Source organism: Plantibacter sp. AC185 (assembly GCF_979258065.1).
Window position 1 is genome coordinate 3818312 of sequence record NZ_OZ409831.1, and the last position, 15972, is coordinate 3834283.

General features: G+C 69.9%; 14 protein-coding genes. 10 read left to right on the plus strand and 4 right to left on the minus strand.

Going from position 1 to position 15972, the window contains the following annotated elements; translation table 11 throughout:
* The first annotated feature begins 1 nt into the window (after nucleotide 1).
* Genes ACZZZB_RS17765 through ACZZZB_RS17790 form a run of 6 tightly spaced genes read left to right on the plus strand, consistent with a single transcriptional unit; the run spans nucleotide 2 to nucleotide 6244 of the window.
* Complete coding sequence (locus tag ACZZZB_RS17765) at nucleotides 2-892, plus strand: DUF58 domain-containing protein (RefSeq protein WP_229939091.1); 891 nt, start codon at nucleotides 2-4, stop codon at nucleotides 890-892.
* Nucleotides 879-1346, plus strand: a complete 468-nt coding sequence (locus tag ACZZZB_RS17770) for a hypothetical protein (protein WP_191941386.1) — start codon at nucleotides 879-881, stop codon at nucleotides 1344-1346. Before ACZZZB_RS17765 ends, ACZZZB_RS17770 begins: the two co-directional genes overlap by 14 nt.
* On the plus strand, nucleotides 1337-2335 hold the full coding sequence (locus tag ACZZZB_RS17775; protein WP_137243278.1) for a vWA domain-containing protein: 999 nt from the start codon (nucleotides 1337-1339) through the stop codon (nucleotides 2333-2335). Before ACZZZB_RS17770 ends, ACZZZB_RS17775 begins: the two co-directional genes overlap by 10 nt.
* Nucleotides 2332-3372, plus strand: coding sequence for a VWA domain-containing protein (locus ACZZZB_RS17780; RefSeq protein ID WP_159879161.1), 1041 nt, complete (start codon nucleotides 2332-2334; stop codon nucleotides 3370-3372). The genes ACZZZB_RS17775 and ACZZZB_RS17780 overlap by 4 nt, the downstream gene beginning before the upstream one ends.
* Nucleotides 3369-4445 (plus strand): hypothetical protein, encoded by a 1077-nt coding sequence (locus tag ACZZZB_RS17785; RefSeq protein WP_463530387.1) that lies wholly within the window; start codon nucleotides 3369-3371, stop codon nucleotides 4443-4445. Before ACZZZB_RS17780 ends, ACZZZB_RS17785 begins: the two co-directional genes overlap by 4 nt.
* A 41-nt stretch (nucleotides 4446-4486) precedes the next feature.
* On the plus strand, nucleotides 4487-6244 hold the full coding sequence (locus ACZZZB_RS17790) for a proline--tRNA ligase (protein ID WP_463530388.1): 1758 nt from the start codon (nucleotides 4487-4489) through the stop codon (nucleotides 6242-6244).
* Between the two features lie 47 nt (nucleotides 6245-6291).
* On the opposite strand, the gene ACZZZB_RS17795 is transcribed toward ACZZZB_RS17790, so the two are convergent.
* The 3 genes from ACZZZB_RS17795 to ACZZZB_RS17805 form a co-directional block, all read right to left on the minus strand.
* Nucleotides 6292-7218 carry a hypothetical protein gene (locus tag ACZZZB_RS17795; protein WP_463530389.1) on the minus strand — a complete coding sequence of 309 codons (927 nt, stop codon included), beginning with the start codon at nucleotides 7216-7218 and terminating at the stop codon, nucleotides 6292-6294.
* A gap of 99 nt (nucleotides 7219-7317) precedes the next feature.
* Nucleotides 7318-7998, minus strand: a complete 681-nt coding sequence (locus ACZZZB_RS17800) for a response regulator transcription factor (protein ID WP_064295346.1) — start codon at nucleotides 7996-7998, stop codon at nucleotides 7318-7320.
* Entirely contained in the window at nucleotides 7995-9662 is a 1668-nt protein-coding gene (locus ACZZZB_RS17805) for a sensor histidine kinase (RefSeq protein WP_463530390.1), read from the minus strand. Before ACZZZB_RS17805 ends, ACZZZB_RS17800 begins: the two co-directional genes overlap by 4 nt.
* A 249-nt stretch (nucleotides 9663-9911) precedes the next feature.
* On the opposite strand from ACZZZB_RS17805, the gene nusA reads away from it, so the two are divergent.
* The 4 genes from nusA (at nucleotide 9912) to rbfA (ending at nucleotide 14800) form a co-directional block, all read left to right on the plus strand.
* Entirely contained in the window at nucleotides 9912-10913 is a 1002-nt protein-coding gene (gene nusA, locus ACZZZB_RS17810; protein WP_079707160.1) for a transcription termination factor NusA, read from the plus strand.
* A gap of 5 nt (nucleotides 10914-10918) precedes the next feature.
* Nucleotides 10919-11188 (plus strand): YlxR family protein, encoded by a 270-nt coding sequence (locus ACZZZB_RS17815; RefSeq protein WP_086473927.1) that lies wholly within the window; start codon nucleotides 10919-10921, stop codon nucleotides 11186-11188.
* Nucleotides 11189-11475: 287 nt separating this feature from the next.
* A complete protein-coding gene (gene infB, locus ACZZZB_RS17820) occupies nucleotides 11476-14244 on the plus strand; it encodes a translation initiation factor IF-2 (protein ID WP_463530391.1) in 2769 nt (922 codons plus the stop codon).
* Between the two features lie 118 nt (nucleotides 14245-14362).
* A complete protein-coding gene (rbfA, locus tag ACZZZB_RS17825) occupies nucleotides 14363-14800 on the plus strand; it encodes a 30S ribosome-binding factor RbfA (RefSeq protein ID WP_079707157.1) in 438 nt (145 codons plus the stop codon).
* A gap of 279 nt (nucleotides 14801-15079) precedes the next feature.
* Here rbfA and ACZZZB_RS17830 read toward each other — a convergent pair whose 3' ends face one another.
* The gene (locus ACZZZB_RS17830; RefSeq protein WP_229940190.1) at nucleotides 15080-15964 is read right to left on the minus strand and encodes an HhH-GPD family protein; all 885 of its coding nucleotides are present in this window, start codon (nucleotides 15962-15964) and stop codon (nucleotides 15080-15082) included.
* Nucleotides 15965-15972 lie beyond the last annotated feature (8 nt).

Sequence of the window (15972 nt, forward strand, 5' to 3'; positions counted from 1 at the left end):
CGTGTCAGCCCCGCTGCTCCACCGGGTGAAGTCCAAGCTCTTCATCCACGCCCACCGCCGCGTGCGGGGGATGCTCGACGGCGAGTACCGTTCGGTGTTCCAGGGGAGGAGCCTCGACTTCGATGACCTCCGCGAGTACACCCCGGGCGACGAGATCAAGGACATCGACTGGAAGGCGACGGCCAGACACGGTGCTCCACTCGTGAAGCGCTTCATCGCCACGCGGAAACACCAGGTGCTGTTCGTCGTCGACACGGGTCGTGATCTCGCGGCGCTCGCCGAGGGTGGGAGCACCAAACGCGAGGTCGCCATCCTCGCGGTCGGCATCCTGGGGTACCTCGCGATCCGGCACGGCGACCTCGTCGGTCTCGTCGCCGGCGACGCCGCCGCACCGGAACTCGTCCGACCCGCCGGCACCGAATCGGCACTCGAACGCCTGCTGCAGCACATCGACCGGCGTGCATCGCTCGCGGCGCCCCAGAGCGATCTCGACGAGCTGCTCGGCTATGCGGCACGGTCGGTCAAGCAGCGCTGTCTGCTCGTGATCGTCTCGGACGACGAGGAGATCACGCCGAAGCGGTCGGAGATCCTCCGTCGCCTGCACGTCCAGCACGAGGTGCTCTGGATCTCGGTCGGGGACGCCGACCTCATGCGCGCGGAGTACACCGGTCGGGCGATGGTCGACGTCGCCGACGAGCGGTCCCTGCCGGCCTTCATCCGGTCGGACGACGCGCTCCGTCGCGAGTTCACCGAGGCCGTCACCAGCGCCACCGCCCGACACCTCGACCAGCTCGAGGAACTCGGCATCAGCGGTCAGCGCGTGACCGGGGCCGACGACGTCGTCCCCGTCCTCTTCCACCTCCTCGAGGCCCACCGACATGCCCGGCGATAACGGCTACTACGCACCGGTCCAGTACACGCTGCTCTGGCCGGTGCTCGGACTCGTGCTCATCGCGCTCGTGATCGGGTGGTACGTCTGGATGCTCGCCCACGTGCGCCGTCGCGCGCGCGGGAGCGCTCCGCGCCCGGCGCCGCAGCCGTCGCCGACCGTCCTGCGCGACCGCTACCTCGCACTCATCGGCGAGATCGAGCGCGAGCACGTGGACGGCGCCCTGAGTACGCGGCGCGCCCACCAACGGCTCGGCGCGATCCTCCGGATGTACGCGCACGAGTCCAGCGGCGTCCGCGCCCAGGTCATGACCCTCGCAGACCTCGATCGCGCCGGACTCGCGCCACTCAGTCGTGCCGTGTCGGCCTACTACCCGGTCGAGTTCCGCGAGGCCGAGACGGGCAGCGTCGCCGAGGCCGCCACGCTCGCCCGCCAGGTGGTGACGACGTGGAGCTGATCTACTGGTGGATGCCGCTCGTCTGGCTCCTCGCCGTGGCAGCGGTGGTCGCCGTCGTCGTCCTCGTGGCCCGCACCGGGCGGCGCCGGAAGGCGAACGCCGAGCCGCTGTGGGTCGCGCACTCCGAACGGCTCACCGCGCTCCCCGGATACCGTCGTGCGCTGTCGCGGTACCGGCGCCTCATCATCGCGACGATCGCCGCGCTGGGGGTGTTGCTGCTCGCCGGCACGGCCCTCGGGTCCCGCGTGGTGAGCACGACGGTGTTCCAGCCCGAACTGCGCAACCGCGACATCGTGCTCTGCCTCGACGTGTCCGGGTCGATGACGGAGTACGACGCCGCGCTGGTCGGGGTGTTCGAGAAGCTCGTGCAGCGGTTCGACGGTGAGCGGATCGCGCTCGTCCTGTTCAACGCGTCCGCGACCACGTACTTCCCGCTGACGAGCGACTACGACTACGTGGCAGCGCAGCTCGACCACCTCGTCGAGGACCTCACCTCGCCGGAGAGCGACTACGAGTACTGGAACGGCACCGATCTCGGGAACGGGTCGTCCCTCATCGGCGACGGTCTCGGGTCCTGCGTCATGCGGTTCGACCAGGTCGGCGAGGAACGGTCGCGCTCGATCGTGCTCGCGACCGACAACTACGTCGCCGGCGAGCCGATCCTCACGCTCAAGGAGGCCGGCGCGTACGCGAAGGCGCAGGACGTGACGGTGTACGGGATCAACCCCGGCGACGTCTCCAGCAAGGACTACCTCGACGACCTCGCCGCGGAGATGGACGAGGTCGTGACGTCCACCGGCGGGGACTACTACGCGCTCGCCGACCCCGGCGCGGTCGGCGGCATCGTCCAGCAGATCACGGCGGAGCAGACGAAGACGCTGAAGGGCGCCAAACAGCTCGTGCAGGTCGACGAGCCGTTCGTGTTCGTGCTGGCGGCGTTCGGCGGCCTCGCGGCGCTCATGCTGCTCGCCTGGAGGTTGCGCCGATGACCATCAACCCCGTTCTGCCGATCTGGGCCGTCGCCGTGCTGGGCACCGTCCTCGCGGCCTTCGCCGTCTGGCAGTTCCTCGCCGGGGTGCGGCGGCCAGGAGCCTGGCACTGGATCGCCCGACTGGCCATGGTCGTCGTGCTCGTGATCATCGCCCTCCGACCGACCATCCCCGGCAACCATCGCCCGCCGTCCGCGATGGGCGACCTCGACGTCTACTTCGTCGTGGACACGACGAGCTCGATGGCCGCCGAGGACTGGCCGGACGAGACCGCGTCGGGGACGGACGAGAACGGCGCCCCGAAGCCGCCGACCCGACTCGACGGTGCGAAGGCCGACATCACCGGCATCGCCGACCGGCTGGCCGGTGCCCGCTACGCGCTCGTGACGTTCGACGCCGTGGCCGTCCAGCGCATGCCCCTCACGACGGACGCGACGGCGCTCCGGTCGGCTGCGGAGGCGATGACGCAGGAGATCACCACCTACTCCCGCGGCAGCAGCATCGACGCGCCGGTGGAGTTCATGACCACGCTGCTGACCCAGGCCGAGGAGCAGGAGCCGGGTCGGAACAGGATCATGTTCTACCTCGGCGACGGCGAGCAGACGAGTGGCGCGGCGCCCGGGTCGTTCGAGAGCATCGCACCGCTCATCGGCGGCGGTGGCGTGCTCGGCTACGGGACCGAGGCCGGTGGAACCATGCGCGAGTTCTCCGGGTACCAGGACGGCAGCGTCCGCTACATCCAGGACTACTCGACCGGTGAGCCCGCCGTGTCCCGGCTGGATCCGGGCGCACTCGAGACGATCGCGTCGCAGCTCGGCGTCGAGTCGGAGATCAGGACACCGGGTGCGTCGCTCGACGACGCACTCGACGGCCTCGCCGTCGGCGGCGTCACCGTCGAGGACGAGGTGGACATCCGGCGCACCGATGAGCTGTACTGGGTGTTCGCGCTCGGGTTCGGTGTGCTGCTCCTCACCGAGCTCCCCGGCCTGGTCGGCGCGCTGGGCGAGCTCCGACGGACGAAGGGTGGGCAGGCATGACCCTCTTCGACGATCGGACCCGGACCGACCGGCCCGACGACGCGCCGCGCAGCCCGGAGCCACGGCCACGACTCGAGGAACCGCGGCGTCCGCCGCTGGCCCCGGCCGAGGTCGCCCGGTTGCGCCGTCGGCTGTTCTGGTGGTCCCTTCCGCTGGTCCTCGTCGCCCTCGTCGTCGGGGTCAAGTTCGTGAGTCTGCCGGTCGTCGCGCAGTCGGCGATCGCCGAGTACCGCGCCGAGGACTACTCCGGGGCGCAGTTGAGCGCGGGGCACCTCTTCACGGCGAACGTCGTCGAGCCGTGGATCGCCTGGTTCGACCGAGGCACCGCAGCCGCGGCCGGGCAGGACTGGGTGCAGGGGACCGACGACCTCGGGAAGGCGCTCGAGCTCGCGCCGACGGAGGAGACCGCCTGCATCGTCCGGGTCAACCTGGCGCGCGCGTACGAGACCCAGGCCGACGAGTACGTGAAGGGCCAGTTCTTCCAGGGCGCCATCAACCTCTACGACACGGCGAAGCGGATCGTCGACGAGGGCGAGGGCTGCTTCGAGGGGGAGTCCCAGGATCAGAACGAGGACCCCCAGGACCCGCAGGACCCGCAGGACCCGCAGGACCCGCAGGACCCGCAGGACCCGCAGGACCCGCAGGACCAGGGTGATCAAGGTGGTCAAGGAGGTCAGGACGACCAGGGCGGTCAAGGTGACCAGGGCGATCAGGGCGACCAGGGTGACCAGGGCGACCAGGGCGGAACCGGGCAGCAGCCCGACGTGATCGATCCGAAGGGTACGCCCGGTGAGAACCTGCAGGACACCGGCGATCGCATCGACCGCAAACGTCAGGATGCGACCGACCAGCGCGACCGGTCCGGCGGGCAGGGCCAGCAGGATCCTTCGAACGGGGGACAGGGCGACGGCGACTCGAGCGGCTCGAGCGGTACCGGTGACAGCGAGGTGGACGGGAAGGTCGACAAGTTGAAGGACGCCGGCCAGGACGCCCAGCAGGACAAGTCGACCGAGGACGCCAAGAACCGCGGTCGGAACAACGACAACGGGAACTTCGCCGATCGCCCCTGGTAGCGGTTCCGGGCTGCCTGCGTGTGACGGACTAGCATGGACAGGTGGTTACGCGCCTTTCGAATTACTTCCTCCGTACGCTCCGTGAAGACCCTTCCGACGCGGAGGTGACGAGTCACCGCCTGCTGGTGCGGGCGGGGTACATCCGACGCCAGGCGCCGGGTGTCTTCGCCTGGTTGCCGCTCGGGTTGCGGGTGAAGAACAAGATCGAGGCCATCGTCCGCGAGGAGATGGCGAACGCCGGCGCGTTCGAGGTGCACTTCCCCGCGCTCCTGCCGCGCGAGCCCTACGAGGTCACCGGCCGGTGGGAGGAGTACGGCGACGCCCTCTTCCGCCTGCACGACCGCAAGGGTGCCGACTACCTGCTGGCGCCGACGCATGAGGAGGTCTTCACCCTGCTCGTGAAAGACCTGTACTCCTCCTACAAGGACCTGCCCCTGTCGATCTATCAGATCCAGGACAAGTACCGCGACGAGGCCCGTCCCCGGGCAGGCCTCCTGCGCGGTCGTGAGTTCACCATGAAGGACGCCTACTCGTTCGACGTGTCCGATGCCGGGCTCGACGCGAGCTACCAGGCGCAGCGCGACGCCTACGAGCGCATCTTCACGCGGCTCGGCCTGGAGTACGAGATCGTGCAGGCCGACGCCGGCGCGATGGGCGGTTCACGGAGCGAGGAGTTCCTGCACCCCACCGCGGTCGGTGAGGACACCTTCGTGCGTTCGGCCGGCGGGTACGCCGCCAACGTCGAGGCCTACACCACCGAGGTCCCGGAGGCCCGCCCCATCGAGGGTCTGGCACCCGCGACGGTCTTCGATTCGCCGAACACCCCGACGATCTCGACGCTCGTCAACCTCGCCAACGAGCGGCACCCGCGCGACGACGGACGGGCCTGGACGGCCGCCGACACCCTCAAGAACGTCGTGCTGGCACTGCGGCACCTCGACGGCACACGCGAGCTGGTCGTCATCGGCCTGCCGGGCGACCGCGACGTCGACCTCAAGCGCGTCGAGGTGGCCTTCAGCCCCGCGGAGGTGGAGGCCGCGACCGAAGCGGACTTCGCCGCGAACGCCGGGCTCGTCAAGGGCTACATCGGACCGTGGTCCCCGCAGGGGCCCGTCCTCGGTGAGGAGTCGGCAACGGAGATCCGGTACTTCCTCGACCCTCGGGTCGTCGACGGCACCGAGTGGATCACCGGCGCGAACGTCGATCAGCAGCACGTCTTCGGCCTCGTCGCCGGGCGCGACTTCACCGCCGACGGCTTCGTCGAGGCGGCCGAGGTCCGCGTCGGCGACCCCGCGCCCGACGGCTCCGGACCGGTCGAGCTCGCTCGAGGCATGGAGATCGGACACGTCTTCCAGCTCGGTCGCAAGTACGCCGAGGCGCTCGGACTGAAGGTGCTCGACGAGAACGGCAAGCTCGTCACGGTGACCATGGGCTCCTACGGCATCGGGATCACCCGCATCCTCGCGATCATCGCCGAGGGCAACAACGACGAGCGCGGCCTCATCTGGCCGAAGGCCGTCGCCCCGTTCGACGTGCACGTCGTCGCAGCAGGACGAGACGCGGCGATCTTCGAGGTGGCCGAGGAACTCGTGGCCTCGCTCGAGGCGAGCGGGAAGGACGTCCTCTATGACGACCGCACCGGCAAGGTGTCCCCGGGCGTCAAGTTCGGCGACGCCGAGCTGATCGGCGTGCCCGTCGTGGTGGTCGTCGGTCGCGAGGCCACCGAGGGCTTCGTCGAGCTCTGGGACCGGGCCGCCGGCACGAAGGACCGGGTCGCGATCGCCGACCTCGCCCTCTGAGCCACGAGAGCGCAGGAACGGTCGTCATCCCGTCCGGATGACGACCGCTACTGCGCTCTCGCTGCGTGGAGGTGCCGGATCCGCCTGAGGAACTGCTGTCGGCGGGCGAAGAGGTCGTCGGCACTGACGCGGATCACCCGCCACCCTGCATCTTCAAGCAGTTCCCGCCGATGGATGTCGTCCCGGAACCGGTGGCGCTCGGTCCGGTGGAAGTCGCCCTCGTATTCGTACAACAGTCGCGCGCGGGTGTCCGCGAGGTCCGGGTGGAGCGTCAAGCCCCCGTGATCGACGACGACGGGGTGTCCGACGAGCGGCTCGGGAAGCCCTGCTTCGACGACCGCGAGGCGGAGGAGCGATTCGGGACGGGAGTCGACGCCGGCCCTGACGCGTGCTGCGGCCCATCTGAGCGCAGCTGCTCCGCGTCGTCCTCGGTGCTCGAGGGCCGCCTGCCGGAGATCGGCGACGGACGCGAGCACATCGGTCCGATCCGTCCCCGTCCGCACGCCGGACACGATGCGGTCCCCGACGGCGACGAGTTCCTCCTGTGGCAGGACATCCGCGAGCGAACGCCAGGTGTCGAGTGCGGCGGTCACCGGGTGCCCATGGGCGAAGGCGACGACGGTCTCGGGAGCCAGGCGATGGCCGACGATGCCACGCGCTCGGGGAGGCGTCGTCCCGTCGCGTGCACCGACATGGAGCTCCGGCGCGGAGGCGACCCGGGGTGGGAGGGGCAGGTCGAGGAGCAGGGCCGCGGTGACGTGGCTGAAGACCCGCGAGCGTCCGAGGAGCGGTTCGTACGCCCGACACCGTCCGCGCACGGTGTCGAGATCGACGCCGACCGTCCGCACGCCGCGATGCGGGGCCGAGAGATCCCGCCCCCGCAGACGTCCGATCGACTGGCCGTGCAGTCCGACGTTGTCGGTCGTGAACGCGCGGCCGACGAGATGCGCGGGCAACGGTCGAGGGGGTCGCATCCCCATACCTTCGCAAGCCGGCGGAATCCTGCCCCAGCGTTGTCCACAGCCGCGCGCGAGAGCGCAGTAACCGTCGCCATCCGCGGGGAATGACGGCCGCTACTGCGCTCTCGTGCTGAGGCGGTAGCCGGCTCCGCGGACCGTCGCGATGGCGTCCTTGCCGATCTTGTTCCGGAGATACCGCACGTAGACGTCGACGACGTTCGAACCGGGATCGAAGTCGTAGCCCCAGACCCGGCTGAGGAGTTCCTCCCGGCTGAGGATCTGGTCCGGGTGGCGGAAGAACTCCTCGGCCAGGGCGAACTCGCGGGTGGACAGCTCGACCGGCACACCGTCGACGAGGACGCGCCGTTCGCGCAGCTCGAGCTCCAGATGACCGACCGACAGCCGTTCCTGGACGGCGGTGGTCGACGCCGGAGCCCGCTCGGCCAGGCGTCGGCGGATCCTGGCCAGGAGCTCCTCGAACCGGAAGGGCTTCGACATGTAGTCGTTCGCCCCGCCGTCGAGGCCCGCCACGAGGTCTCGCGCGGAATCGCGGGCGGTCAGGATGATGACGGGGAGCTCGCTGCCGTCGTCGCGGAGCCGTCTGAGCACCTCGAAGCCGTCGACGCCGGGGAGTCCGATGTCGAGGACGAGCAGGTCGAAGTCGCCGCTCTCCGCCAGCTCGACGACCTGCGAGCCGTCGACCGTCACGTCCGCCGTGTGTCCGGCGGCACGCAGGCCCTTGCTCACGAACGCGGAGATCCGCGTCTCGTCCTCGGCGACCAGGATCCGGCTCATGCGTGGTCCTCCGGCGCACTCCGCCGAGCCGAGGTGTCGACGAGGTCCGGGAAGTCGTCCTCAGGGGACGGTGCTCGCGAGCGTGGTGGTGCGTCGATCGCGGGGCGTGCATCGCCGGGTGTCGGTCCGGCCTGCATCGCCGCGGTCGTCTGCGCCTCGGCGGCTTCCTGAGCCGCCTGCGCCTCTCGCAGCGCGATCGCCTGGGCCATCGCGCTGCGTGGGATCGCCGCGGTCTCGTCCGGGTCGAGGTCGAGGTCCGCGTCGGACCCCTCGTCGTCGTCCGCCACCGCGAGCGGCAGTCGGATGCTGAAGAGGGAGCCGGCCTGCTGCGTGTCCTCGACCTCGGCCCACCCGCCGTGTGCCGCGGCGATCGCCTGCACGATCGACAGGCCGAGGCCGGAGCCTGCGACACCCCGTCCACCGCTCACCCGGGTGAACCGGTCGAAGATGCGTTCGCGGAGCGCCTCCGGCACCCCGGGCCCGTCGTCGGCGACGGAGAGCACGAGCGCCGGGTCGTCCGACTCGTCGAACCGGCTCGAGATCACGATCGTCGACCCGGCCGGGGAGTACTTCGCGGCGTTGTCCGCGAGCTGCAGCCAGGCCTGGGCCAGTCGCCCGGCGTCGACGTCCGCGGTGAGTGCGGCCTGCTCGCCCAGGGTCCACTCGTGTTCGGGCGAGATCGCCGTGGCCTTCTCGTGGACCGAGGCCGTGAACGCCTCGATGTCGACCGGCTCCCGGTCGAGGGTCGACGCGAGTCCGGCCGTCGAGAGCTCCGTGATGTCGGCGACGAGGGAGCTCATCCGGTCGAGTTCGTCGAGGGCGAGGTCCCGGGTGGCGGCCACCTCCGCGGGGTCGGACGGATCGAGGAGCTCGAGGTGTCCGCGCACGATCGTCAGCGGCGTCTTCAGCTCGTGGCCCACGTCGTCGAGCAGCTGGCGTTGACTGGTGAAGGCCTCGTCGAGCCGGTCCAGCATGCCGTTCACGGTCGTGGTGAGCTCCGAGACGTCGTCGCGACCGACGACCGGGATCCGCTCGTCGAGGTCCGACTCGGTGATGCGGGCCGCGGCGTCCCGCAGCAGCCGGATGGGGTGAAGCAGTCCGCCCGCGAGCTGCCAGCCGACGAGGCCGAGCAGGAGCAGGCACACCACGGCGACCACGATCTCGACGGCGAGGATGCCTCGGGACTCCGCGAGTGCCGCGTGCACGTCGGTGGCGATGACGACGTGGGCCACACTCGGGTCGCCGACGACCTGCACCGGGATGATCGCGTACCGCACGGTGCGGTCACCGGTGGCCTCGCCCGTGACGACGCCGCGGGACGACCGGGCCGTGATGGTGTCGAGCAGCTGCGGGTCGTCGTCCAGGCGGAAGGCGGACGGGGCGCTGGGCGCGACCGTCGAGCCGTCGGCGCGCACACCGATGGCGGTCTCGTCCTCGGCGAAGATCCAGCGTCGCATCACCGCGTCGACGGCCGCGTCGCTCGTCGCCGGGGCGTCGGCGGAGTCGCCTGAACCGACCACCATGAAGGCGATGAGCTCGGCGCTGTGCTCCAGGCGGGCGTCGATGGTCGCGAGGGTCTGCTGCCGGCCGAGCGTGTAGGTGGAGACGCCCACGAGCGTCATCGCGAGCGTCGTCGCGAGCAGGATCGCAACGAGGATCCTCACCCTCGTGCTCCGCATGACGTTCCGCAGCTCGCCCAAGACCATTGGCCAATCATGTCACCCGCCCCGAGACGCGGTCGAGCCGGGAGCGGGACCCTCGAGGACGCGCGGGGGCTTCCCAGCTGGGTGGATGACGTACCCCTCGGCATCCGGTACCGTAGACAGACGGGTTCGGCAGCACGGCAGCAGCATGCCCGTCGTGCCGCTGCACGTCTTGCCGCGGCACCACCAGTTGAATAGAGGAGGCCATCGATGGACATCGATCTCGGTTTGTTGAAGTCGATCGAACGCGAGAAGGAGATCCCGTTCGAGGAGCTCGTCGTGATCATCGAGCAGGCCATCCTGAGTGCGTACCTGAAGAGCACCGAGGGTACCGACACCACCGCGCGCGGCGACGTCCCGGCAGCGCGGGTCCAGCTCGACCGCAAGACCGGCCACGTCGGGGTGTTCGTGCCCGAGTTCGACGACGAGGGTGTCCTGATCGGTGAGGCCGAGAGCACGCCGGACGACTTCGGCCGCATCGCCGCCTTCGCCGCGAAGCAGGTCATCTTCCAGCGGCTCCGCGACATCCAGGACGACGCCGTCCTCGGTGAGTTCAAGGGTCGCGAGGGCGACATCATCGCGGGCGTCATCCAGCAGGGCCCGAACCCGCGCATGATCCACGTCGACCTCGGCACCATCGAGGCGATCCTTCCGCCCGAGGAGCAGGTGGCCGGTGAGGAGTACCCGCACGGTGCGCGCATCCGCGTGTACGTGACGAGCGTGACGAAGGGCCTCAAGGGTCCGCAGATCACCGTCTCGCGCACCCACCCCGGACTCGTACGGAAGCTGTTCGCCTTGGAGGTCCCGGAGATCGCATCCGGCATCGTCGAGATCGTCTCGCTCGCTCGCGAGGCCGGACACCGGACCAAGATCGCGGTGAAGGCGAACGACCCGAGCATCAACGCCAAGGGCGCCTGCATCGGTGAGCTCGGGCGTCGTGTCCGTGCGGTCACCGACGAGCTGGGGGCCGAGAAGATCGACATCGTCGACTACTCGCCCGACCTGCCGACGTTCGTCGCGAACGCGCTCTCGCCGGCCAAGGTCACGAGCTCGTACGTCATCGACCAGTCGCTCAAGGCCGTCCGGGCGCTCGTGCCGGACTACCAGCTGTCGCTCGCGATCGGCAAGGAGGGGCAGAACGCCCGTCTCGCCGCCAAGCTCACCGGCGCCAAGATCGACATCCAGCCGGACTCGATCCTCGAATCGGACTGAGCCGGATGGAACCGGTGCGGACCTGCGTCGGCTGTCGCCGTCGCGAGCCGCGCTCGGCACTGCTGCGCGTCGTCGCGGTCGAGGGGGCGCTCATCCCAGACGCCGCGGCGCGCCTGCCGGGTCGCGGATCCTGGGTGCACCCGACGTCGGCGTGCGTCGACCAGGCGGTGCAGCGTCGGGCGTTCACGAGGGCGCTCAGATTGAGTGCGGGACCCGACGCGTCGGCGGTCCAGGCCTTCGTGTCGACGGAACCGGCCGCGCCGACGGCTGAATGACGTCGTCGGGCTGGAACGACCCGCTCACGATCCGGTGGTGAGCCCGCACCCAGGGTCGGGGTGTACGATGGTGAGTGCACGCGAGAGCGCTCCGGCGCACACCGTGCTTCCCACCGCAGGTATCAGGCCCGGATCCCGGGCCTCCATCCTGCTGCCGCCCCACCCGGGTGCGGCATTCCGAGAGAACAGGCTGAACGGCTAATGGACAACTCATGAGCGGCTCGAAATGAGCACCGTCCACCACTAACGCTTGCCCCTGCCTGGGTGCAAGCTCAGACAGGAGAATTGTGGCTGCAAAACCACGTGTACACGAGATCGCATCCGAACTCGGAGTAGACAGCAAGATCGCCATGGCGAAGCTCAAGGAATTGGGCGAGTTCGTCAAGGGACCGTCTTCCAGTATCGAACCACCGGTGGCCCGCAAGCTGCGCGCCGCCCTCGAGGCCGAGGGCGCGAAGGCGTCAGCCGCCCCCGCCGCCCCGGCGAAGCGACCGGCCACGCCCGGCGCTCCGACCCCGGGTCCCGCCGCACCCAAGGCTCCGGCCCCCGCGGCACCCGCCCCCAAGGCCGAGGCGCCCGCTGCGCCCGCACCGAAGCAGGCCGCCCCAGGCCCGAAGGCTCCGGCCGCCCCCGCCCCTGCGGCGGAGGCACCCGCAGCCGCTGCTCCGGCGGCACCGTCCGCACCCGCGTCTCCGACCGCCGGCGACTCGCCCTCCGGCGACGCCGCGAAGCCGGGCGGCCCCCGTCCCGGTGCTCCGCGTCCGGGGAACAACCCGTTCGCGTCCTCGCAGGGCATGGGCCAGCGCCCGACCGGCACGCCGCGTCCGGGGAACAACCCGTTCGCAGCGGCTCAGGGCATGGGTCAGCGTCCGAACCCCAGCAACATCCCGCGTCCGCAGGCTCCGCGCCCCGGCTCGCCCCGTCCGGGCGTCGGGCAGGGTCAGCGTCCCGGTGGCCCCGGTCGTCCGGGTGGCGCAGGTCGTCCCGCCGGTGGCGGCGGCTTCCGTCCCGGTGGCGCCGGTGGCGGCTTCCGTCCCGGTGGTGCCCCCGGTGGTGCACCAGCCGGTGGATTCGCGGGTCGCCCTGGTGGCGGCGGCGGTCGTGGTCGCGGACCCGGCGGTGGTACCGCAGGTGCCTTCGGTCGCGGTGGCGGCAAGAGCAAGGCACGTAAGTCGAAGCGGACGAAGAGGGCCGAATTCGAGCTGCGGGAAGCCCCGTCGCTCGGCGGCGTGAGCGTCCCCCGCGGCGACGGCAACACCATCATCCGTCTGCGTCGTGGCGCGTCCATCTCGGACTTCGCCGACAAGATCGACGCCAGCCCCGGCAACCTCGTCACCGTGCTGTTCCACCTCGGTGAGATGGCGACGGCGACGGAGTCCCTCGACGAGGCGACCTTCGACGTGCTCGGTTCCGAGCTCGGCTACAAGATCCAGATGGTCTCGCCCGAGGACGAGGACCGGGAGCTCCTCGAGGGCTTCGACATCGACCTCGACCAGGAGCTGGAGGACGAGTCCGACGAGGACCTCGCCATCCGTCCTCCCGTGGTCACCGTCATGGGTCACGTCGACCACGGTAAGACGCGCCTCCTCGACGCCATCCGCAACGCGAACGTCGTCGCCGGCGAGGCCGGTGGCATCACGCAGCACATCGGTGCGTACCAGGTCGTCGCGGAGCACGAGGGCATCGAGCGTCCGATCACCTTCATCGACACCCCGGGTCACGAGGCGTTCACCGCAATGCGTGCTCGTGGTGCGCAGGTCACCGACATCGCGATCCTCGTGGTCGCGGCCGACGACGGCATCATGCCGCAGACGGTGGAGGCCTTGAACCACGCGCAGGCGGCCAACGTGCCGATCGTCGTCGCGGTCAACAAGGTGGACAAGCCCGACGCCAACCCGGCCAAGGTGCGCCAGCAGCTGACCGAGTACGGCCTCGTCGCCGAGGAGTACGGCGGAGACGTCATGTTCGTCGACGTCTCGGCTCGTGCCGGCACCGGCATCAAGGACCTCCTCGACGCCGTGCTGCTCACCGCGGACGCCGGTCTCGACCTGCGCGCCAACCCGAACAAGGATGCACGCGGTGTGGCCATCGAGGCCAAGCTCGACAAGGGCCGCGGTTCCGTCGCGACCGTCCTCATCCAGTCGGGTACGCTCCGCGTCGGTGACGCGATCGTCGCCGGTACGGCCTACGGCCGCGTCCGTGCGATGGTCGACGAGAACGGCGACACCGTCGCCGAGGCGGGTCCCTCGCGTCCCGTCCAGGTGCAGGGCCTCTCGAGTGTTCCTCGGGCCGGCGACACCTTCCTCGTCACCGAGGAGGACCGCACCGCGCGTCAGATCGCCGAGAAGCGTGAAGCCGCGGAGCGCAACGCCGCTCTGGCCAAGGCTCGCAAGCGCATCTCGCTCGAGGACTTCACCCGTGCACTCGAAGAGGGCAAGGTCGAGTCGCTCAACCTCATCATCAAGGGTGACGTCTCCGGTGCCGTCGAGGCACTCGAGGAGTCGCTGCTCAAGATCGACGTCGACGACAGCGTCCAGCTGCGGATCATCCACCGCGGTGTCGGTGCGGTCACCGAGTCCGACGTCAACCTCGCCACGATCGACAACGCGATCATCATCGGGTTCAACGTGCGCCCCGACCCGAAGGCCCGCGAGCGTGCGGCCCGTGAGGGTGTGGACGTCCGGTTCTACTCGGTCATCTACAACGCACTCGAGGACGTCGAGCAGAGCCTCACCGGCATGCTCAAGCCCGAGTACGAAGAGGTCCAGTCCGGTGTCGCCGAGATCCGCGAGGTGTTCCGTTCCTCCAAGTTCGGCAACATCGCGGGTGTCATCGTCCGCTCGGGCACGATCACGAGGAACGCCAAGGCGCGGGTCATCCGCGACGGCGTCGTGGTCGGCGACAGCCTGGCGATCGAATCGCTGCGTCGGTTCAAGGACGACGTCACCGAGGTGCGTACGGACTTCGAGGCCGGTATCGGTCTCGGCAAGTTCAACGACATCCAGATCGGTGACGAGATCGAGACGATCGAAATGAAGGAGAAGCCGCGCGGCTAGTCCGCTCGGCCGGTCCCCGTCGTCCTCCTCCGGGAGGGCGGCGGGGATTCCTGCTTGTATTGTGTGTGCAGCATCCGTCGGGCGGCCCTCCGCCCGACGGTCATCAGAGGAGGACGAGATGGCAGAGAACCCCAGGGCCCGCAAGTTGGCGGACCGCATCAAGGAAGTCATCGCCAAACGGCTCGACAAGGGCATCCGCGACCCGCGGCTCGGCTTCGTGACGATCACCGACGTACAGGTGACCGGCGACCTCCAGCACGCGAACGTGTTCTACACGGTGTACGGCTCCGACGAGGAACGCGCCGACACCTCGGCTGCGCTCGAATCCGCGAAGGGCCTGCTGCGTGCCGAGATCGGCCGCAACATCAACACCCGGCTGACCCCGAGCCTCGACTTCTTCCTGGACGCGATCCCGGAGAACGCGCAGCACATCGAAGACCTGCTGCGCGAGGCGAAGAACCGCGACACCGAGGTGGCCGGGCTTGCCGCCGGTGCCGCCTACGCCGGCGACGAGGACCCCTACGTCAAGCCGCGCGACGTGGACGCCGAGGACTAGCCACCTCGCACCAGCCCTTCGACAGGCTCAGGGACCGGGATTCCTTCATCCGGTCACTGAGCCTGTCGACGTGGGGATTCCTTCGTTCGGTCACTGAGCTTGTCGAAGTGCGGATTCCTTCGTTCGGTCACTGAGCTTGTCGAAGTGCGCCCTTCGACAGGCTCAGGGGCCGTTTGAGGCTGAGGGGCCGTTTGGGGTTGAGGGGCCGTTTGGGCTCAGGGGCGGTTCGGGCTGAGGGACCGCATAAGGCTCAGAGACCGGGTAGGGCTCAGGGACCGGTCAGTCGTGGGGGAGGGCGTACCCGCCGTCGACGAGCACCGCGAGGCGGTCGGCGACCAGTCCGGCGAGTGCGCGGTCGAACTGCTCGCGGTCGGGCCAGAGCGCCCGGAGCTCCTCGTCCGTCAGTGAGCGGTGGGTCGAGCGGAGCTCGGCCATGATGATGCCCCGGACCTGTCGGTCGCTGCCCGCGAACTGCTTCTGCTTCGTCTTGACCGGTCCGTCGTAGGCCGGGTATCCCGCCGCGCGCCAAGCGCACACCTCGCGGAGCGGACACTCCTCGCACCGCGGAGCTCGAGCTGTGCAGACCACCGCGCCGATCTCCATCAGCCCTGCGTTGAAGACGGCTGCCTCCGAGCGGGACTCCGGCAGGAGCGCTTCCATGGCGGGGAGGTCCGCCTTGGCGTTCGGTGGGCCGGGCTCGCCTTGGCCACGGACAGCTCGGGCGATGACCCGTCGGGTGTTCGTGTCCACCACCGGGTGCCGGTCCCCGTAGGCGAAGACGGCGACGGCGCGGGCGGTGTAGTCGCCGATGCCGGTGAGCGCCAAGAGCTGATCCACGTCCGACGGGACGATGCCGTCGTGCCGTTCGGCGATCTGGGTGGCCGCCGCATGGAGCCAGAGCGCTCGGCGCGGATAGCCGAGCCTGCCCCAGGCACGGACGGCTTCTGCCGGTGGTTCGGCCGCCAGGTCGGCGGGCGTCGGCCAGCGCTCGAGCCACTCCTCGAGCCGCGGGATCACCCGGCTGACCTGCGTCTGCTGGAGCATGAACTCCGACACGAGCGTGCCCCAGGCGGGGAACCCCGGGCGTCGCCACGGGAGGTCGCGCGCGTCGGTGCGGAACCATCCCGTCACGAGCGGGGCGAGGTCGGAGGGTTCGGGCGGCACCGCACCAG